This window comes from Acetobacter oryzifermentans (assembly GCF_001628715.1).
Classification (GTDB): domain Bacteria; phylum Pseudomonadota; class Alphaproteobacteria; order Acetobacterales; family Acetobacteraceae; genus Acetobacter; species Acetobacter oryzifermentans.
Genome location: NZ_CP011120.1, coordinates 2,006,998 through 2,027,551, shown reverse-complemented (window position 1 = coordinate 2,027,551; position 20,554 = coordinate 2,006,998). Strand labels below are relative to the sequence as shown.

General features: G+C 51.0%; 16 protein-coding genes, 2 pseudogenes and 1 riboswitch. Of the genes and pseudogenes, 7 read left to right on the top strand and 11 right to left on the bottom strand.

The features are described from left to right. Window positions 1-101: 101 nt before the first annotated feature. Complete coding sequence (gene metZ / locus WG31_RS09615) at window positions 102-1,310, bottom strand: O-succinylhomoserine sulfhydrylase (protein WP_063354388.1); 1,209 nt, start codon at window positions 1,308-1,310, stop codon at window positions 102-104. A gap of 112 nt (window positions 1,311-1,422) precedes the next feature. After that, window positions 1,423-1,502: riboswitch (SAM riboswitch) on the bottom strand. Between the two features lie 94 nt (window positions 1,503-1,596). Here metZ and WG31_RS09610 point away from each other — a divergent pair. After that, on the top strand, window positions 1,597-3,096 hold the full coding sequence (locus WG31_RS09610) for a mannose-1-phosphate guanylyltransferase/mannose-6-phosphate isomerase (RefSeq protein WP_082823185.1): 1,500 nt from the start codon (window positions 1,597-1,599) through the stop codon (window positions 3,094-3,096). A gap of 46 nt (window positions 3,097-3,142) precedes the next feature. Here WG31_RS09610 and mutT read toward each other — a convergent pair whose 3' ends face one another. The 3 genes from mutT to WG31_RS09595 form a co-directional block, all read right to left on the bottom strand. Further along, on the bottom strand, window positions 3,143-4,135 hold the full coding sequence (mutT, locus tag WG31_RS16190; protein WP_063354386.1) for an 8-oxo-dGTP diphosphatase MutT: 993 nt from the start codon (window positions 4,133-4,135) through the stop codon (window positions 3,143-3,145). Then, complete coding sequence (locus WG31_RS09600) at window positions 4,128-5,246, bottom strand: aromatic ring-hydroxylating oxygenase subunit alpha (protein ID WP_063354385.1); 1,119 nt, start codon at window positions 5,244-5,246, stop codon at window positions 4,128-4,130. The genes mutT and WG31_RS09600 overlap by 8 nt, the downstream gene beginning before the upstream one ends. A gap of 116 nt (window positions 5,247-5,362) precedes the next feature. Beyond that, window positions 5,363-6,232, bottom strand: a complete 870-nt coding sequence (locus WG31_RS09595) for an ATP-binding protein (protein ID WP_063354384.1) — start codon at window positions 6,230-6,232, stop codon at window positions 5,363-5,365. Window positions 6,233-6,377: 145 nt separating this feature from the next. On the opposite strand from WG31_RS09595, the gene yajC reads away from it, so the two are divergent. Continuing rightward, window positions 6,378-6,743: a preprotein translocase subunit YajC gene (gene yajC / locus WG31_RS09590; RefSeq protein WP_209439341.1), complete on the top strand. Its 366-nt coding sequence runs from the start codon at window positions 6,378-6,380 to the stop codon at window positions 6,741-6,743. Between the two features lie 28 nt (window positions 6,744-6,771). Here the strand turns inward: yajC and WG31_RS09585 are convergent, their stop codons facing one another. Next, window positions 6,772-9,042 (bottom strand): primosomal protein N', encoded by a 2,271-nt coding sequence (locus WG31_RS09585; RefSeq protein WP_063354382.1) that lies wholly within the window; start codon window positions 9,040-9,042, stop codon window positions 6,772-6,774. Window positions 9,043-9,125: 83 nt separating this feature from the next. Between WG31_RS09585 and WG31_RS09580 the strand changes: the two genes are divergently transcribed. Genes WG31_RS09580 through WG31_RS09570 form a run of 3 tightly spaced genes read left to right on the top strand, consistent with a single transcriptional unit; the run spans window position 9,126 to window position 11,999 of the window. Further along, a complete protein-coding gene (locus tag WG31_RS09580) occupies window positions 9,126-10,073 on the top strand; it encodes a tyrosine recombinase XerC (protein WP_063354381.1) in 948 nt (315 codons plus the stop codon). 7 nt (window positions 10,074-10,080) lie between these two features. Beyond that, the gene (pip, locus tag WG31_RS09575; RefSeq protein ID WP_063354380.1) at window positions 10,081-11,067 is read left to right on the top strand and encodes a prolyl aminopeptidase; all 987 of its coding nucleotides are present in this window, start codon (window positions 10,081-10,083) and stop codon (window positions 11,065-11,067) included. After that, window positions 11,064-11,999: a retroviral-like aspartic protease family protein gene (locus tag WG31_RS09570; protein ID WP_063354379.1), complete on the top strand. Its 936-nt coding sequence runs from the start codon at window positions 11,064-11,066 to the stop codon at window positions 11,997-11,999. The genes pip and WG31_RS09570 overlap by 4 nt, the downstream gene beginning before the upstream one ends. 49 nt (window positions 12,000-12,048) lie before the next feature. Here the strand turns inward: WG31_RS09570 and WG31_RS09565 are convergent, their stop codons facing one another. The 3 genes and pseudogenes from WG31_RS09565 to WG31_RS16070 form a co-directional block, all read right to left on the bottom strand. Continuing rightward, window positions 12,049-12,576: a hypothetical protein gene (locus WG31_RS09565; protein ID WP_006116427.1), complete on the bottom strand. Its 528-nt coding sequence runs from the start codon at window positions 12,574-12,576 to the stop codon at window positions 12,049-12,051. 135 nt (window positions 12,577-12,711) lie between these two features. Continuing rightward, the gene (locus tag WG31_RS09560; protein WP_063354945.1) at window positions 12,712-14,055 is read right to left on the bottom strand and encodes an ammonium transporter; all 1,344 of its coding nucleotides are present in this window, start codon (window positions 14,053-14,055) and stop codon (window positions 12,712-12,714) included. A gap of 238 nt (window positions 14,056-14,293) precedes the next feature. Next, window positions 14,294-14,477 (bottom strand): annotated as a pseudogene (locus tag WG31_RS16070) (IS630 family transposase); the annotation flags it as partial. Window positions 14,478-14,484: 7 nt separating this feature from the next. On the opposite strand from WG31_RS16070, the pseudogene WG31_RS16065 reads away from it, so the two are divergent. Beyond that, window positions 14,485-14,704 (top strand): annotated as a pseudogene (locus WG31_RS16065) (IS5/IS1182 family transposase); the annotation flags it as partial. A 246-nt stretch (window positions 14,705-14,950) separates the two neighbouring features. Here the strand turns inward: WG31_RS16065 and WG31_RS09555 are convergent. After that, window positions 14,951-15,958, bottom strand: coding sequence for a hypothetical protein (locus WG31_RS09555; protein ID WP_209439340.1), 1,008 nt, complete (start codon window positions 15,956-15,958; stop codon window positions 14,951-14,953). Window positions 15,959-15,986: 28 nt separating this feature from the next. Between WG31_RS09555 and WG31_RS09550 the strand changes: the two genes are divergently transcribed. Then, a complete protein-coding gene (locus WG31_RS09550; RefSeq protein ID WP_063354378.1) occupies window positions 15,987-17,066 on the top strand; it encodes an IS5/IS1182 family transposase in 1,080 nt (359 codons plus the stop codon). A gap of 100 nt (window positions 17,067-17,166) precedes the next feature. On the opposite strand, the gene WG31_RS09545 is transcribed toward WG31_RS09550, so the two are convergent. Together WG31_RS09545 and WG31_RS09540 are read right to left on the bottom strand one after the other, a co-directional pair. Next, window positions 17,167-18,360 carry an HAD-IIIC family phosphatase gene (locus tag WG31_RS09545; protein WP_245191495.1) on the bottom strand — a complete coding sequence of 398 codons (1,194 nt, stop codon included), beginning with the start codon at window positions 18,358-18,360 and terminating at the stop codon, window positions 17,167-17,169. 206 nt (window positions 18,361-18,566) lie between these two features. Then, window positions 18,567-20,543 carry a hypothetical protein gene (locus WG31_RS09540; RefSeq protein WP_063354377.1) on the bottom strand — a complete coding sequence of 659 codons (1,977 nt, stop codon included), beginning with the start codon at window positions 20,541-20,543 and terminating at the stop codon, window positions 18,567-18,569. Window positions 20,544-20,554 lie beyond the last annotated feature (11 nt).

Genomic DNA, 20,554 nt, shown 5'->3' with positions numbered 1-20,554 from the left:
TACGGGATGGTGGTTGCACCTATCACGAACCCATCTGTTATGCCAAGCATTCTCCCTCCCGATCCTGTTACGGCGGAGGGGAGGGAAAATGCTGGTATTGTTTAAAGAGCCTGAAGGGCAGCAACACCGCGGGCGAGATCATCTATCAGATCTGCGCTGTCTTCCAGCCCAACGGAAAAGCGAATGGCGCCATCCGTAATGCCCAACACTGCGCGGTCTTCTGCACCCACTTTGGAATGTGTGGTTGTGGCAGGGTGTGTGACCAGAGAGCGTGCATCTCCAAGATTGTTGGAAATGGCAATCAGCTTCAAGGCATCCATGAACGCAAACGCGCCTTTCTGGCCGCCCTTTACTTCAAAGGCAATCAGGCTTCCGCTGCCGCTCATCTGGCGTTTAGCCAGTTCATACTGCGGATGATCGGCCCGGCCCGGATAGCGCACGCTTACAATACCGGGGGCAGATGCCAGATAATCAGCAACGGCTGCGGCATTGGCTGCCATGGCGTTGACGCGCAGGGAAAGTGTTTCCAGCCCCTTGAGCATGACCCATGCGTTGAAAGGAGAAAGCGCGTTGCCCGTATTACGGGTAAAAGGCTGAAGTGTTTCTGTAATCCAGTCTTTCCGGCCAAGCACGGCACCGCCGAGCACGCGGCCTTGGCCATCAATATGCTTGGTGCAGGAATAGACAACAACATCCGCGCCCAACTGGAGAGGCTTTTGGAAAACAGGGGAAGCAAACACGTTATCCACCACCACAATCGCGCCTGCCTTGTGGGCGAGATCTGAAATGGCTTGGATATCCAGAATATCAAGCATGGGGTTGGATGGGCTTTCCAGCAGTACGGCGGCGGTGGGCTTGGAAAGTGCCTTTGCCCATTCGTCCAGATTACAGCCATCTACAAAAACGGTTTCTACGCCATAACGGGGCAGAAGGTTGGCAACAATCCAGTGGCAGGAGCCAAACAGTGCGCGAGAAGCTACCACTCGGTCCCCGGCTTTAACGTGGCTTAGCAGGGCGGAGGATACAGCACCCATGCCAGTAGCCGTTGCTACGCAGGCTTCTGCGCCTTCCAGATCTGCCAGCCGGCGTTCCAAAGCTGCAACTGTAGGGTTGCCAAAGCGGCTATACTGATAGTGGTCTTCCTCACCACGGAAGGTGCGGGCAGCTTGTTCGGCATTATCGTAAACAAAGCCGGAGGTCAGAAACACGGCTTCACTGGTTTCACCATATTCCGTGCGTTCCACACCAGCATGGAGCTGACGGGTTGCGGGGCGCCACGCTTCAGAAAATGCAATCTTGTTGTCACTCATGGGTCTTTGTATCCGGTTCTGGCGTGTCAGACCAAGCAGCAGACAGGCCCATATGTGCCTGCCAAAGCAGCTCAATCTCTTAAATTGACCGTGGAAACCATGACAGCCGGCTAAATGCCGTGTCAGAGCCTCTTTAGCGCGTTTCTTTTACCTCGCCGCAAGCCGGCCTTACAAATCACGAGGGCAGGGCTCAACACCTTGCTGGCAAGCAGGGTAAGCCCGGATATCCGCTATCGTCAAGTTCTGTGCATGCAGCCTTCACAAAACAGGCTTGCGGTGATTTAACTTGGACGAATATTTCAAAAATCTGATGGATTTATGCATGTCCGCTAAGAAAGAAACAGCCACTTCTGTGCATGTAGCCAATGGGCAGGAGGTTGTGCCTGTTATTCTTTCTGGTGGTTCAGGCAGCCGTCTGTGGCCAGTTTCTCGCGGAAGTTATCCCAAACAGTTTTGGCCATTGCTGACAGAAAAAACCTTGTTACAGGAAACAGCTCTGCGTGGCGTAGCCGCCAAATTGTGCGGGCCGGTTGTGATCTGCAATGCCGAGCACCGTTTTATTATAGCAGAACAACTGCGGGATGTGGGCGTGCAAGATGCTCGTATTGTGCTAGAACCTGTTGGCCGTAATTCTGCCCCAGCCATTGCGGCGGCTGCTTTTTTGGCAGCGGAAAAAGACCCGAATGCCGTGTTGTGGGTTATGGCGGCAGATGCCGCTATAACGGATACGCAGTGTTTGTATAAGGCGCTGGAAAGTGCTGTTCAGGCAGCCCAAGCCGGATATGTCGTCACGTTTGGCATGAAGCCCTCCCGTCCGGAAACAGGGTATGGATATATAGAGGAAGGAGCGCCTCTTTCCGGCCTTTCTGGCGTGTGCCGTGTAGCTCGGTTTGTTGAAAAGCCGGATGCGCAAACAGCGCACCATTTTTTAGAGAGTGGCAAGTATTTGTGGAATTCGGGCATGTTTGTTGCCCGTGCGTGCACGTTTTTGCATGAGCTTCAAAAATACGAACCCGAATTATACGAATGCGTGCGCCAAGCTGTAGAAAAACGCCAGACAGATATGGATTTTGAACGTCTGGACGTGGAAAGTTTTAAAAAATCTCCTGATATTTCAGTGGATTATGCAGTTGCGGAACGCACGGATAAAGCGGCTGTGGTGCCCGCCGATTTTGGGTGGTCCGATATCGGAAGCTGGGATTCCCTGTGGGAACTCAGCACGAAAGACAAAAACGCCAACGCAGTTTATGGCAATGTGATGCTGGAGGATGTGCATGATTCCTACATCCGTACAGATGGCACCCTAACCGTTGCGCTTGGTGTTGAAAATCTGACCATTGTGGTAACGCAGGATGCCGTTATGGTTGCCCGGAAGGATCGGGCGCAGGATGTTAAAAACATTGTTGAGCGTCTGAAATCAGAAGGCCGCACAGAGGCAACGCACCATGCGCGCACATATAGGCCGTGGGGGTTTTACGAGGGTCTTACCCAAGGGGATCGTTTTCAGGTTAAGCGTATTGTGGTGAACCCGGCGCAGAAACTTTCCTTGCAAAAGCATTTCCATCGCTCGGAGCACTGGGTGGTGGTGGAAGGCACAGCTCTTGTAACCCGAGGAGATGAGGAAATTCTCGTACGGGAAAATGAAAGCGTTTACTTGCCGCTGGGTATGTTGCACCGCCTTGAAAACCCCGGCCGTATCCCCCTTACGCTGATAGAAGTGCAGTCTGGCCCCTATCTGGGGGAGGACGATATTGTGCGTGTGCAGGATTTGTATAGCCGGGAGTAGGCATTACAGAGGGCCAATAGAGAAGGCCCAATCTATTCCTGAATGTTTAAAGCAAAGCCTGAAGCAGCGGAATAAACGGTAGATCTGCTTCGGGCATAGGGTATTTGCGCAGGTCTTGCGGCGCAACCCATGCCAGTTTCTGCCCTTCCTTAGGGATAGGTGTACCTTGCCAGCGCCGACACACATAAAGCGGCATGAGCAAATTAAATGTCGGGTAAGAATGGGATGCAAAGGTAAACGGCGCCAAACAGGCGCGGGACATATCAAGCCCCAGCTCTTCATGCAGTTCGCGCACCAAAGCGGCTTCTGGTGTTTCGCCTGCTTCTATTTTGCCACCCGGAAATTCCCACAGGCCCGCCATGCTTTTTCCTTCCGGACGGCGGGCAAGCAAAATATGGCCTTGTGTATCAATAAGTGCTGCGGCGGAAACCAGAACCAGCTTTTTGGGGGCTGATGATGTGGTGGCGGATGCAGAGCCGCGGCGTGCATCCTGCATATGGCGCGTGGTTTCAAAAACCAGCATAGGTTGTTCGCTGCCGCGGGAGGCAAAAACTTGTTTGTCTGTTCCGATTTGCTGAAAACCGATGTGCTCCAGCACGCGGGCAGAGGCAATATTATCAACCGCTACATTTGCGCGGATGCAGGAAATTTCCAGATGCGCCAGCGCCCAACTGGTGATGCGTGCTGCTGCACATGTTGCAATGCCTTGCCCCCAATAGGGGCGGCCAATCCAATAGCCCAGCACCCCAATGCGTGCAGAATTGGCTGGGGTTTGAATACCCAAGCCAATACAACCAATAAAAGTGCCATCCTTATCCAGAATGGCAAAATGATATCCTTCACCCTTTTGCTGCATCTGCTGCGTGGAAGCTATCCAGCTATCGGCCAGTTCACGCGGGTAGGGAAAAGGCAGGCGGCTGAGCATCCGCACCACTTCCCAATCATTCACCAGATGATGGAGGGCAGGAGCATCCTGCGCGCAAAGTGGGCGCAGGTGATAGGGTGGGGCTTCCAGTTCGGTCGGGGCAGTATCAGGCATTGGGTTGAGGTGTTTGCGCTGGTTCTGGGGGAATACCGCATTCGGTCAGAAGTTCACGCAGGGCGTTAATAACGGGAAAAACCTCTACGTTGTGGTCACCGCCCAGTTCGCGCCATGCATTTTGCTCCAGTTCCACAATCTCACGGTCTTCGGCAAAAATGCGGTTGGTAAAGGCAACAAGGAAAGGCCATGCAATATCCAGCAACCCACCTATTTTAGGCCGTTTAACGGACAGCAGGCCAAAGGTGCGGTTGGTCAGCTCATCTGCGCTTTGCGGTACATAAACAATCCACAAATCCATTACCGGGTCTTCATCTCCGGTTTGGATACGCAAGGTTTGATACGGATATTCCGTACGAATGGTCATGACATCGCGATGCTGGAATTTTTCCGAAGAATCGCGGCGTTCACCAAAAATCAGCGCTTCACCAAAAGGCTGTTTGCCGCCAGTGCGGGCAAAGCTATAACGGGCTTCCACTAGCTTTGGCTCACGCTTTTGGCCCAGAAAACGGGGTTTCATCTGCCCCATTTGTTTGGAGTGCATGAACTGATGATTCATATCCATCAGATTTTCATGCATGAAGCTGTAGTGGCAACCAATGGTGGTGCCAAAGTAGCGGGTTTTGTAAGCTGGGTTGCTGGCGCGTGCCAAATGTGTAGGCAGGGGCACGGTGTCTGCTTTTTCCGGATCACCGGGGAAAACAAAGATCATGCCGTCCTGTTCCCGGCAGGGGAATGTACGCACCCCGTTAGGAAGCTTGCCTTTGCCCAGATAAGGCACATCAATGCACCGGCCAGAGCGGCCATAGGCCCAGCCATGATAGCAGCATTTAACCGAGGCACCTTCCACCGTGCCTTTGCTAAGCGGCACCTGCCGGTGGGCGCAGCGGTCTTCCAGCGCAAATACAGGGCCTTCATCCGGGCGCACCAAGGCAATAGGCATGCCAGCATAACGCGTGCCAATGGTTTTGCCGGGTTTTAGCTCCCGCGACCATGCAACAGGGTACCAGTAGTCTGGATTGGATCTGACGCGCCGCAGATCTATTTTACCCTTTCTGGCTTCAACAGCCAGTGCAGGGGTGGAGGAATCGGTCTGAGCGGTCTGATCCATTTCGCCTCAAATCACAAAGAATACCTGTGCGGCGCCGTTTTGATGCCGCTGTTGCGAATGCTATCTCAACTCATCGTGACGCAAGAAGCAAGACAGGAGCGCATAGCTGACAGAAATTAATGTTCTGTAAGCTCTGCCGTCAGGTCCTCAATAAACTGGAAAGCTACCCGTCCAGAGCGGCTTCCGCGTGTAATCGCCCACTCATTGGCACGGGCCATCAGGTTCTCATCATCAATGGTCAGATTACGTTCACGCGCATAGCTCCGCACCATGTCTGCAAACGTATCCTGTTCACAAGCATAAAAACCAAGCCACAGGCCAAACCGGTCTGAAAGCGAGACTTTTTCTTCTGTTGCTTCGGAGGGATTAATAGCGGTTGCGCGTTCATTTTCAATCATATCGCGCGGCATCAGGTGGCGGCGGTTGGAGGTTGCATAGAACAGAACATTTTCTGGCCGCCCGGCAATACCACCATCCAGAACAGATTTAAGAGCCTTGTAATCCCGGTCTTCCTTTTCAAAGGACAGATCATCGCAGAACAGAATAAAGCGGCGCAGGTTTTCCCGCAGCAGGCTGAGCAGCAGTGGCAGGGTTGCCAGATCTTCACGCTGGATTTCAATCAGAGCAATAGCGCCCTTGCCGGGGGCGCACGGTTTGCCATCAACCTGATTGGCCAAGGCATGCGCGCCTTTCACCAGTGAGGATTTGCCCATGCCGCGCGCACCCCAGAGCATGGCGTTGTTGGCAGGTAGGCCACGGGCAAAGTGCTCTGTATTTTCAATCAGGATCTTGCGTTGCAGATCCACCCCGCACAGCAGATCAACCGGTACGTGTGCAACATGCGGAACAGGCAGAAGGCGCCCACGTTCTGGCAGCCAGACAAAGGCATCGGCTTTATCCACGCCTTCCAGCGTGGCGGGGGGAGGAGAAAGCCGCTCCAGAGCAGAGGCAATGCGTTCCAGAACAGGGAGTGTTGGTGTGTCCATCTGGGTATCTATCCTGTTTGTCGCCGATATTGGTTATAAAATACGGGCGGAAGGCGTTTTCATCCGCGCAGGTGCTTGACGCACGAGGATTGAAAATTATGGTCACTTTCTCTGTTTTCGCAACACGCCTTTCAGGAAAGTCTGCTTGATGTCCAATTTCCTTATTCCCGCCGCCTATGCCCAGAGTGTCGGAGGTGCCGGTGGGGGCTCTAGCCTGATGTCCTTCCTGCCGTTTGTGGCCGTTTTTGTGATTATGTATTTTTTGCTCATCCGCCCTCAGCAAAAGCAGCAAAAGCAGCTTAAAGCAGAACTGAAGGCCCTCCGCCGTGGAGACCGGATTGTAACGGCAGGTGGCGTTGTGGGTATTGTGCAGCGTTCCAAGGATGATTCGGAAGAAGTGGAAGTGGAAATCGCGCCAAACGTGCGTGTTATGGTGCTGCGCAGCACAATTTCCACAGTGCTGACAAGCACCGCTAAGCCTGCAAACGATACCGCAACAGCAAAAAAGTAAGCTTTTTTAGGCGAAGCGCTCAGAAACGTTAGAGAAAAGAAACGGGGTCTATATCCACGTCCACTTTGGCGTTTCTGGCCAGATTTACCATGCCTAGCCAGCGGCGCAGGATAGGCTGTACCGCAATATTGCGGTGCGTGCGCAATAGCAGCCGCCTACGGTGCCGCCCGCGTAATACAGCCAGCGGGGCTGGGGCAGGGCCAAGCACCTGTATGCCTTCTCCATAAGGGGCGGTGCGGCCCAGTTGGGCTGCGGCTTCATCTGCGGCAACAGGTGTATCTGCACTTACAATTAAGGCAGCCAACCGCCCGTAAGGGGGCCAAAAACCCGGCTTACGCTGTGCAGCTTCTTGCTGCATAAAGGCATCAAAATCCCCCGAAAGCAGCGCCTGCATTACCGGGTGTTCTGGTGTATAGCTTTGCAGAATAACCCGACCGGGTGAGGATGCACGGCCTGCTCGCCCCGCCACCTGATGCAAAAGCTGAATGGTGCGTTCCCCAGCCCGTAGGTCTGCCCCACCAAGCCCAAGGTCTGCATCCACTACCCCAACAAGAGTGAGGTGCGGAAAGTGCCATCCTTTGGCAACAATCTGTGTTCCGATAATCAGATCCACTTCCCGGCGCGAGATTTTGGCCACGGCTTCCGCTGTGGCGGCTGGGCCTCCAAGCGTATCGCTAGACATCACCAGCAAGCGCGCATCGGGGAACAACTGTCGGGCTTCTTCCGTAATCCGCTCAATACCGGGGCCTATGGCGGTCAGGCTGTGGTCTGATCCACATTGCGGGCATGCGGGGGGCATAGGTTCTGTATGATCGCAATAATGGCAGGAGAGCACCTTGCGGTTGCGGTGTTCCACCAGCCATGCCGTGCAATGCGGGCACTCCATACGGTGCCCGCAGGATCGGCAAAGGGTAAGGGGAGCATAGCCGCGCCGGTTGAGAAACAGCATAACCTGCTCCTGCCGTTCCAGCGTGGCGCCAATATCTTCCACCAGCTCGGGTGAGAGAAAAAGCCCTCTGGGTGGGGGATGGTCGCGCAAATCCAGCACGCGGGTTTCTGGCAGTTCTGCTCCTCCGTGCCGGGTGGGTAGAACCAGATGCCGATACCGGCCAGCTTCTACATTTGCCAGTGTTTCCAAGCTAGGCGTGGCGGAAACCACAACAACCGGAAAACGTGCCAGCCGCCCTCGCACTACGGCCATATCGCGGGCATTGTAGATAACGCCTTCTTCCTGCTTGAACAGGGCTTCGTGCTCTTCATCTACAATAATCAGGCCGAGGTTATGGAAGGGCAGAAATAAAGCAGAACGAGCGCCGACTATCACAGAGGCAGAGCCATCTGCTGCGCCAAGCCAGGTGAGCCTACGTGCGCGTTGCCCAATTTCGGAGTGCCATACAGCAGGTTGCACACCAAAGCGGCGGGAAAAACGTTCCATCCATTGGGCGGAAAGTGCAATTTCGGGCAGAAGAATAAGGGCTTGTTTGCCCTGTTCCAGACAGGCTGCAATGGCTTCCAGATAGATTTCTGTTTTACCAGAGCCAGTCACCCCTTCCAGCAGGGTTACGGAAAAACGGTTTTCCGTAACAGTTTGGCGCAGAGCCATAGCTGCGCTCTGTTGCTCACCTTCTAGGATAGGCGGGTTATAATGCGCATCGGGGTGGCCAAACGGGCGTTCTGGCCCCAAGGAAACAGGGCGCAGCACGCCTGTATTGGCAAGTCCCTTCACTACACCAGCACTTACACCTGTGGCATTGGTAATATCTGTGGTGGTGCGATGGTTCCCATCAGCAAGAAGGTCCAACACTTTTTGGCGTGCAGGCGTAAGGCGTAAAGCCTCCAAATCAGGATTTTCTGCCAAAGCCCACCCCATAGTAGGGGTAGGGGCTGCCCGCATATGCAGCCGTAAGGTCATGGCCAGCACCATACCCGGAGGGGTGAGGGTGTAAGCAGCAACCCAATCTATGAATTGGCGCAATTCAGCGGATAGTGGAGGCAGATCCAGCCGACAGACAACCGGACGCAGGCGGGCCGCATCTACCTTTTTTTCTGTGGCCGGTGGGGCCAGATCGGCAGGGAGCGAAGATGTTGTATCCCACACCACGCCGGTTTCCTGCCGCTTACCCAGGGGGGCGACAACGATATCACCGGGTTGCAGATCCATATCTACTGGTGCGCGGTAATCAAAAGGCCCAGCAAAAGGCATGGGGAGCAGCACGGAAATGCGTGTAGTGCCAGAAGTGCTGGCCGTTAAGTTGCCAGAATCCTGCAAAGGTATATGGGAAAAAGGTTTCTGCGCCATCAGGATTCGGTTGTAATGCTGCCTACAGGGAAAGAACAGGGGAGAAAAAGCGTACAAAGCTTTCTGCCCGATAGAGGAAGATCATGACTGCTGAAGAAGCTGTTCAGAAATTTCTGGAGTGGATGGCTGTAGAAAAGCAGGCATCTCCCCTGACAATTGAAGCTTACCAAGGCGATCTGGCCCGTTTTTTAGGGTTTATGACCACCCATCTGGATGGTTTGCCAGATATGGTCGGCTTGGGTTTAATCAGCTTGCGGGATTTTCGTGCATGGCTGGCTTATGAGCAAGCCGAGGCCAGTAAACCAACAGCCCGCAAAACATCATCAGATCAGGCTACCCGCACACGTGCACGCCGTGTTTCTGCTGTGCGGTCTTTCTTTAAGTATCTGGCCCGCAGGCAAGGGGTGGAAAACCCGGCTATCCAGTTGCTCAGCACACCGCGCACCAAAAAGCCTCTGCCGCGGCCTTTGGCTAAAGATCAGGCCTTGGCGGCTCCAGAAGATATTTCTGATCTGGCGCATACGCCCATGGAACAGCAGCGAGATGCGGCTTTGTTTCTACTTTTATATGGATGCGGTTTGCGTATTTCCGAGGCCTTGAACCTGAATATTGCAGATCTGGACGTAATGCGCAGCAGTAACGTGCTGCGTATTTTGGGTAAAGGCGGCAAGGAACGGCTTGTGCCGGTGCTGCCTGTTGTGCAGCAAGCGCTGGAAGCATGGCGCGGGCGCCACCCAGCCCCAACCCCAGATGCACCGCTTTTTGTAGGGATAAGAGGCAAGCGGCTCCAGCCCGCCATAGCCCAAAAAGCCATGCGAGAATGGCGGCATCTTTCTGGCTTGCCAGATTACGTAACGCCGCATGCTTTGCGCCATTCTTTTGCAACCCATCTGATGGAAGGCGGGGCAGATTTGCGTGTTATTCAGGAATTGCTTGGGCATGCCAGCCTTTCCACCACACAGCGTTACACACTGGCAGATGAGGCCCGCTTGCTGGATGTCTGGACGCAGGCGCATCCGCGTGCACAATGAGCCCAGAATGCAAAATAAGGAACACACCGGCATGATACAGGCGTTGCGTGCACCGTGGCCCGAAATCGAACCCTATGCTCATGGTTATCTGGATACGGGGGAAGGGCATCAGATTTATTGGGAGCAGTGTGGCAACCCCGATGGTGTGCCGGTTGTATTTTTGCATGGTGGCCCAGGTGGGGGTTGCTCACCTTCTCAACGGCGGCTGTTTGACCCGGCGCGTTACCGTATTGTGCTGTTTGATCAGCGTGGATGTGGCCGTTCGCTTCCTCATGCTTCGTTGGAAGCAAACACAACGTGGCATCTGGTTGCGGATATTGAGCGTCTGAGAGAAATGTGCGGGATAGAAAAATGGGCTGTATTTGGTGGCTCATGGGGTTCTACGCTTGCACTGGCTTATGCCGAAACACATCCGAACCGCGTAACTGCGCTGATGCTGCGCGGTATCTTTACCCTGCGGCGTGCCGAATTGCTGTGGTATTATCAGGAAGGCGCCTCTTGGCTTTTCCCCGATAAGTGGGAAGATTTTCTAGCACCTATTCCGCCCGCAGAGCGGGGGGACATGATGGCTGCATACCGCAAGCGTCTGACATCAGATAATCCTGCCGTTCGTTTGGAAGCTGCTCGGGCTTGGAGCTTGTGGGAAGGGCGCACATTAACCTTGTTGCCGTGCCCGGAAATGGAAACGCAGCATGATGAGGCTGATTACGCGCTGGCTTTCTCTCGTATTGAAAACCATTACTTCGTGCATGGGGGCTGGTTGGAAGAGGGCCAGCTTATTCAGGATGTAGGGCGTATTCGCCATATTCCTACAGTGATTGTGCAAGGGCGCTACGATATGGCAACGCCAGTACGCACAGCGTGGGATTTGCATAAAGCATGGCCGGAAGCCGATTTCCAATTGATTGACGCCGCAGGCCATGCGTTGTTCGAGCCCGGTATTTTAACGGCGTTGCTGAATGCGACAGACCGTTTTGCGCGGGAGCTGGCATGAAACGCCAAATAGTTGCTTGCGCCTTAATAATAGGTGGCGGGGCCAGTGTGCCGTTTGGTGGTATTTCTTCAGCTTATGCGGCAGATTGGTGCCATAAACTGGTAGCGCGTGTCGCGTTACGGAATGATCAGGGTTTTCTAAACATTCCTGTAAGCGTTAATGGGCATGCTGTCAGCATGATTGTAGATACAGGTTCGGAGGGAAGCCTTATTTCACCAGAGGCTGCCTCACTTTTCGCCGCCCAGCGGGATAAAAGCGTGCACACGGTTGTGCGGGGCACTGGGGGAATAGGGCGGATTGTACCCAATGCGATTGTAAAATCCTTTCGTGTGCAGAATGTCGAGTTTGGGCCTGTTTCCATTCCGGTAGATACATTACCCGCAGTTCCACAAACTGAGCCTGAAGTAGAGGGCCTTATGGGAGGGGATCTGCTCTCTCGCTATGATGTGGAATTTAATGTGGCGGGCGGGACGCTGTCTTTCTGGTCTGCCACTTCAGCAGATTGCAATGGCCCAGAAGGATGGCGTTACATTTATCGGGCAGTGCCGTTACAGGCAGCAGGCCAGCGGGTGGTGGCGGAAGTTACACTAGACGGCACAAAGCTTAAGGCACTGGTGGATAGTGGGGCGCGATCTCGCATTGTCTCAATTGGTGCGGCTGAGCGTATTGGTGTTTCCCGCCAAGCCTTGGCGGCTGATCCGGGTGGGATGACAACCGGAGTAGATGGGCACCAGCAGATTTATCACTGGCATAAGTTTCATTTGTTTCAGATTGGGCAGGAACAGGAAAAATCTCCGGTTCTTACAGTTGCCCCCGTGCATGATACTGTAGATATGCTTTTAGGATCAGATTGGTTTGCCGCGCATCGTGTCTGGATATCTTACCGCACACATACGCTGTATGTGATGCCAGCACAGCAGGTACGCCGTTAATATAAAAAAGAGAGGCAGAAGATGATTTCTCCTGCCTCAAACTTTTAGATTATTCGCCTTTCAGGCGCTTGTTGCATTCGCTGTAATAGCCGCCACCTTTTTGAATCCATTTCATGTTGCCATTGGCATTGCTGGATTTGTTGGTGTGGTACTGATCCAGGCAGGTTTTCATACGGGCCTTACCCGCGCTGAGCTTGGAATACTGAGGATCGACCGCAGAAGGGAAGGTTGCACCAGAAGCACTTACAGCAGTAGGCGCAGCCGGTTTGGTAGCTTCTGGTGTGGTTTCTGCCGGTTTGTTGGCTGCAGCTGGAGCAGCCTCTGCCGTGGTGGCATCACAGTTGGCAGCCTTAAATGCTTTAAATGTCTGGCCGTTAAGCGTGTTTTCCGCTTTGGCTTCTTTGAATTTTGCGTGGCATTCCTTAGCCGTCAGTGCATGGGCGCTAGGAGCGGAAAGAGCAGTTGCGCAACCAAGTAGTAACGCAGCCAAGCCAGTACGTGCAGAAAAGTTCATAAAATAAAACCTCATGCAAAGGGACGAATCAAAAAACGACCCGATGCCGTTTTTTATTCCCAAAAAATATTATCGCAAACTGTGGCGTTGAAATGAATGGGTGATGATATTTTTATGAGAAAAACAAAAACCCCCCTCCCGAATAGTTGGGAGAGGGCTTTGTATAAAAGCTAGAATTAAAGTGTGCTTGCAGAAGGATCAGTCGTTAATGCGTTCTCCATGCAGGGACATATCCAGACCTTCCAGTTCTTCATCCGGTGTAACGCGTAGGCCGATAACCAGATCAACCACTTTTAGGATGATGAAGGACACAACCGCACACCATACAATGGTGACGAGCACAGCTTCTGACTGAACAATAAGCTGATGCACAGAACCCGTAATGCCGGAGGGATTTGAATCCGTTGCAGAAAGCGGGCCATAAGCGAACAGGCCAGTTAGCAGGGCGCCAACAATACCGCCTACACCATGCACGCCAAAGGCATCCAAGCTATCGTCATATCCCATCATGTGCTTCAGGGATGTGGCGCCCCAGTAGCAGACAACGCCAGTAATCAGACCGATAATCAGGGCGCTACCCGGCAGAACAAAGCCAGCAGCCGGCGTAATAGCCACCAGACCACCTACAGCACCAGAAATGACACCCAGTACAGTGGGTTTGCCGGAGCGCAGCCATTCAACCAACATCCAGGAGACACCAGCACCAGCAGCAGCAATCTGGGTGGCAGCCATGGCCATACCTGCGCGCCCATTAGCGCCCACAGCAGAACCAGCGTTGAAGCCAAACCAACCAACCCACAGTAGAGAAGCGCCAATAACGGCATATGTCAGGTTGAAGGGGGAGAGATCATCCTGCCCGTAACCTTTACGGCGGCCAAGCACCAGAGCACACACCAAACCGGCAACACCCGCATTGATATGCACGACTGTACCACCAGCGAAATCTGCCGTGCCAAGGCCACCCAGCCAACCAATAGGGCTCCAGACCCAATGCGCGATAGGAGCATATACAATCAGAGACCAGATGATGGAGAACACGCACATGGCGCTGAACTTCATGCGTTCAGCATATGCACCAGAGATCAGGGCCGGGGTGATGATGGCGAATGTCATCTGGAACATCATGAAGATGCTCTCAGGAATGGTCATGGTTGTGGCGTTGGGAGAATCTGCGCCAAGCGTGAAACCAATATCCGCGCCGTTGTGAATGTTGGCGCCAATGCCATTCAGAAACATGCGGCCAAAGCCGCCAATCCAAGGGGTGCCTGTAGTGAAGGCAAGGGAGTATCCAGCTACCATCCACACAATGGAGATAATGCAGCACAGAGCAAAGGATTGCATAAGCGTTGCCAGCACGTTTTTCTTACGCACCATGCCCGCATAAAACAGGGCCAGACCAGGGATTGTCATCATCAGCACAAGGGCGGTGCTGACCAACATCCATGCTGTATCACCGGTGTCGATAGAGGGAAGGGTATCTGCCGCGTAACTGGATGTAGCACCAACGTGGAAGAGGATACCGCCCCCAATAAGAGTGACCATTTTGGCCAATGGGTTTATGTGTTTTTTTGCTGTCATAGTGACATATTGCCCCGGCATGTTGATGACAGTCTCCAGATATATTGTTTTGGCGCTATGTTTGGTTAACGTAAGAATTTAATCATATCTTATCCGGAACAATATTCAAGGTAGATTCATTTTTACCGGATAGATTTTTACCGGATTAAAATTAGGGTAAGGCAGATTATAATAATTCTGTCTTTAACTATGTCCCATGGGCCTAGTTATGTAAGCTGAGTGATAGAATACGCCTTGGCCGCTTGATGAGTTGGTTCCAGCATGACAGCAGATATCAACAATATCATCGTAAGTTTTGAATATCCTGTTGGACAGCCATGTATTACGTCGGCTCAGAACCCATTGATATTTTGAGTAGGCAAAGCTGTTTCAGGCTTTGTGGGAGGTTGAAGGATGAGCGACCTTTACGGGCGGACGGACAAATAGGCGGATCTCTGCGCTTCTTTGTGTCAAAGAGCCACGGCAGGTCGCGCGTGCTGAGTGGTATCATTTTGCCAATCGGAATGGTCTGCGCTGGCGGGATGCATTACGAGAATATGGGCCACACAAAACACTCTGCAACTGCTGGCAGCATTGCGGAGCCATGAGGATTTTTGTGCGGATGATGGACGGTGCTTTCAGCATGGATAGCTGAACCGCAGATACGACAAGCAAAAATACAAACGTCGAAATTGTATTGAGACTATGTTCGGCAGATTGTAGGGCTGGAGACGCATCGTAAGACGCTACGGCAAATGCCTCAGCGTCATGTTCAGGCTATCAGTCCTAAGCTGAAGGAATATATTTTAAATAGTATTTATAAATACAAAGCACTTCTTGCCTGAAGTAATAATCATCAGGCAAGGAGTGTTGTGTTTACTTAGTAAGAGGAAATGGTTTTCATATTTTTGATTTTGTCGTGCACAATACTCAAAATGGCATCAGATATTTGTTTATATACTCGGCGCTCATAATGAGAACCGCCAAAACTTCCGTCTTTTGCCAGATCATTTTCAGATTTCACAAATTGATGCGCATCCAGGAAATCAACCCCAAATTCGCGGGCCACAGGTAGTGTCAGTTCGTTAATCTGACCAAAAGCAGAAAGAATACCCAAGTCTCGTCCCACTCGGCTGTTTAGGCCAACAATGATAATGGTCTTTCCAGCACGTTTTAGGCGGCTGAATAGAGTTCTCAAGTCTTTAACAAAGATATCTTTGTTAAAGCCACCAACAAATGAAAATTCTGATCTAAAAAAGTTCCACTGGTCCCTGGTCGTGTTGGGAAGTTTGTCCTGAATTTCCTCATAAGGAACGGTGGTGTAATCGAACTTCTCAAACGGGCCGCCGGGCAAGTAATATGGGAGCGCGTAAGTTCCCATAGGGATAGTCATGCCTGTGGTTTTAGAACGGTAGAGCCCATGAAAAGTTTCTTGGCCAAATGTAAATACATAAACATCCGCCGTTTCATCCCAAGCGGCAGTGGCAAACCTATTTTCAGGAATACCAGGAAGTGCCGCAATAATTTGGCGGTTGATCGGACGTTCCAGTGCTTCATTGACAAGCGCAGAACGTAGGGTCGTCGCAATTTCCCAGCCTTCATACGGGTAATTGAATTCTTCTTTGGTTTCTACATCTGTCCGCAGGAAGTGCGCTGTCATCATCATATCACAAGCGCCACGCAAACACACTGTAGGCCGCGATGCTGCGCCAGCTATACTGTTATCTGCATTGTCAATATCAGGTACAAAGCTTACCCAATCAACCAGAGGCATATCTAGGCGGCTAGCTACTTTACCTTGGATATCAATATGTTTGCGTCCAAGTTTTTGCCATACAGCTGGAGACCCGCAAAAACTGGTAGCATTTGGACGGCTATGGTGATTCATTGAAGTTACGCGATCACGGAGGCCTGCTATGGATCCCAAGTCCCTGTTCAGTTTGAGCGATCACCTTAATGCATTGAGCAAAGAGGGCGATCCGCTTGAGGTTTTGCAGGAGACGGTGGATTTCGAGTATTTCCGGGCGTGGCTGGTCGAAGGGCTTGGGTATGGCGATGGTCGCAAAGGCGGCCGCCCACCATTCGATCCGGTGATGATGTTCAAGGCCCTGATCCTGCAGGCGCAGCATAATCTGTCAGACGCCCGGATGGAGTTCATGATCCGCGATCGGCTGAGTTGGCTGCGCTTTCTGGGGCTGTCGCTTGGGGATCGAACGCCGGACGAGAACACGATCCGGCATTTTCGCAATCGCCTGACCGAGACGGGAACGCTCAGGCGGGTGATGAAGGCCTTTGACTGGCAACTCCAGAACAAGGGCTACATTCCAATGTCCGGGCAGATCGTGGACGCCTCGCTGGTGCCTGCGCCAAGACAGCGGAACACCGAGGGCGAACGCGAAGCGATAAAGTCGGGCAAGAGCGCCAGAGACATTTGGCCGGACGAGCCGAACAAGGCAGCACAGAAGGATACCGACGCGCGCTGGACCATCAAGGTCGGCGGAAAAGTCCGGTATCGGGCAGATGGGACGCCACTCCCCATGATCGCCCTGCCGGTCTTCGGCTACAAATCCCACATCAGCATCGACCGACGCTTCGGCTTCATCCGGGGCATGGCGGTGACTTCGGCGTCAACGCCGGACGGACGTCTTCTCCGGCAGGTCGTCAGCACGGACAATACCAGTTCAGAGGTCTGGGCAGACAGTGCCTATCGATCCAGGCGCAACGAGAAGTGGCTGTCGGACCAGATGCTCACGTCCCGTATTCATCGGCGCAAACCCATGGGCAAGCCGATGTCGAAGGCAACCGCGAGGGCCAATGCCGCCAAATCCTCGATCCGTGCGCATGTTGAGCATGTCTTCGCGCATCAGAAGAACCGGTTCAACCTGTTCATCCGCACCATCGGCCTCGCCCGCGCTGAGGCGAAACTGACCCTTTGCAACCTGGCCTACAACTTTAATCGGCTGATCTTCCACGAGCGTCTAGAAACCGCAGGCTGACTCTGTCTGCAAGTCGGCAAAACCGGCGGAATCAACTCCGGGCATCGTGGAAATCGGTCCGAACGATACCCTTGGTGCGCCCCGCAACACCTCAACGTCATCAAGCCAGCCCGCTTCGCCAGAAATTACCCGGTTTTTGCGGGTCTCCAGCTTGCTCCACGCCCATATTCATGGTGCGGCATGAGAACAGGAAGTGCTTACAAGTATCACGCTGAATGAAATAGAAACCGCAAATTCCATAGTTACCATAAGCATCAGATACTTTTACGTAACCTACGTTGCTATTGAACTCTTCCTGTAATTCAGCTTCAAAAACTTTTCGCGCTTCTTCAATATCTTCCGGCCAGCGCTTTTTTGTAAAATTCAGCTGATTTGTGCGGTTTACAAGGTCATGAATACGCGGGAATTGCTGTTCAATATCCGTATGGAAACTAATGCGGATATTACTATCGCGCAAAAAGCTGATGTTATCGCCACCCATAGCAGACTTATCTTTCTGCTTTGCTTCCAGCACACGATACTGTTGAAGGCGTTTGCAAGTTGGGTCGGGCTTACCTTTAAACTTGGGGTCTGCCAATAAGGTAGGGATGATGGTTGGTTCAGCTACGTTAATGCTCGGAACAAAGTGCAGGGCTTCATTAAGGTTTGTGACATTATCATCAATAAATAAAACGCTGGCGGGACGTAGCTGAATTTGCTCAACAATGTCCTTAATTAGCGGGCCTTTAGGCCCCCATTCAATGCGCGGGAAGACAAATTCGTCCCAAACACCAAGTTCTTTTAACTTGCTTTCTACATCCGAAAAATCATTCCGAGAGCAGATGGCGTTTACAATCCCCCTGCGGTTTAATTCTTTTACAATATTAATGTTTTCTGGAATTTGGGTAATTTCACCTTCAGACAAAGTACCGGTCCAGAAGGTGTCATCTAGATCCCAGATAACCAAGCGGATGCCTTCTTCCTTAGCTTTGGGAAGGGCCAACGGCGCAATGAGCTGATAAACCAGATATTGAAAGCCTGATTGCTGGCAACTGCCAAATAGGCGAATTTCGTCTCCTAATTTATCGGCTATATTAAATATCCAAGAACACTTGCCTTCCGCAGAAAATATTTTTAAGCCATCATTATCAAGTTTCCAGCTTATTTCTTGGGGATGATTTTCCCACCCTGTAATAAGGCCATCTGGGGCAAATCCAAATGTGGTAGATTGCACAGGATGGTTGGCTGGCCCCCAAGCCCAAGAATGACCGGTTAATTGTTCAATGGTTAGAATTTCATTTATTGGAGTAAGCATATAAGATTCTCTATAAGGAAAGATTTCTACCTTTTTCGATTATAAAATGTTTTCAGCAATTGTAAACAACACTATTTATACACTAAAAAGCAGGATGGGTATTGATCATAAAGGAGGTACTATACCAAGTATGCAAGATAGAGCATAAGTAACCTCCCATGATATTGTCACGCAGATTATTTAATATTTTAATAACATGGATCGTATTATTTCAGACTTATTAATGGAATAATCTTCCAGCCGTGTTTTGTGTAAATTACCGGGGCATCATCTGTTGTATCGTAAATAATTTCTCCAGGTTTTGCTGATGTAATTTGTTTTATTTCCTCTTTGCTCTTGGATGGTAGTTTAAGGGTGTCCCCAATGGTGACTTTGCCATTGATATTTGCATCATGTTTTGTAGTTAAAGACTGAGTAGTTAATTCACCAGTGTCTTTTACAGAAAATATTGGATTATTATTTTGAGTTTTATTATTTTCTTCTGTTTTTACACGATATTGCAAGGCATGCTCTTTGCTGTCATAGCCCAAAATGTGTTTATTAAGACCAGAAGAAGTACTATCTGCGGTCAAATCTAGATAAGTGTCTGCTTGAGTTCGAGCCCATGAGTGAATGCCGGGTTGAACGAATACAGAAGCGGAAGCATCAAAAACCGTATTATAAATATGTGCAGGAGCAGCAAAAGCGGCGCCAATTTCTGAGCAGGCAGGTACTTTATTTCCGTTGTAGTTCTCAGGATATGTAGGGATATGACAATTAGATGAAGCTGAAAAGGCAAGGCCGATTTGTGCTTTTAATGGACCAAGGTATAACCATTTAACCGATGCGTCGTTAATCTTGCGTGTTCCAGTAAATTCAAAACGAGGCAAAATCCCGCCACTTGTGCCGCCTTGGTCACTTACAAATAGATGTTGCATGCCGGAACGTGGATCTACAACACGAATCATCTGGTGAGGGGCGAAGGGGGTATCTGGTTTCCAGAACGGCACATATTGTTCCCAAAGGCCATTGGATGCGAGTTGATTGATGCGGTGCGCTGTTTGTGCATCATAGCTCGTGGCAGCCAAATCATAACCAACAGCATTTAAGTTGTGTTCTGCTACAAATTCTACAGTTGAAAGCTGCCCGAATGATGGAGCATTGCGATCTCCGTAAGTATAATCGAGCCCTTGGGTTTCATCTAGTTCCTCAGCTGTCGCCCAAGACCAGCTCAAGCCTTTTTTGTGTAAAACATTTTGGAAAGCATAGTTTTGCTGTCCGTATCCTTGCATTCCATCATCTTCAAGAAAGTTGCTTAAGCTGCGCGTTGAAGAAATCGCCTGTGGGGTAATAATCGTATTAATATCAATATTACGTTTATTAATATGGTCTATGGAATTTCTACCATGAACTGGATCATTATTTACGTAATTAATCGAGAAAGAAGGTGCTGTATTGTCAACACGACCTTGATCAATACGGCCTAGTGTCAGAGTTGGTAAATCCCGCGGAGGAACACTTAGAGTGGGAAAACTGTCTCCAGCGTATGGAAAGGAAAGACCTGAGAACGTGGCTTGAGGAAACATGGAAGTATCTGCCTCTATCATGTTGATGACGGCAGATGCTGATGTATAGGGCGTTGTTGATTTATCTAGATAATTGGGAAGTGTAAGGGGAGGGCCGTTTTCAAAAGAATAGCTTAATGTTTTATCTAAATAAAAATATGGAGAAGGTGAGGAAAAGACGAGATCAAATAGTGTTTGGATATTTTTTTGTTTTGCAGAAGTTTTTACGTCAGTCATTATACTTTGAGACGTTTCTGCAGAAAGGACATTGAGAGAAGTTGTGTTTACACGAAAACACGCTGCTTTATGGAGCGGATCTGCATCATTTTGAGCATGAGGATTAGGGCTCCAATACTGCTTCCCCTGGTAGTTTTTGAGATTTTTTGCATATTTCTTTACAATAAAATCTGCAATAGATCCGTTTTTGTTAACTTTTGTAATTTCTATAACAGAGCCATCATTATAAACGGTTGCTATATCACCAATTTGCCATCCACTGCCTGTGGCATCTTTTACCCATATACAGGGCACAATAGACGTTGTTGAATATTCTGAAACGGAATGCGAGACTGTTTGTGCAAATCCAACAGAAGGAAATAAAAGAGCGCTCATAGAGATAAGAGAATTTTTGATATTCATGATGGTATCCT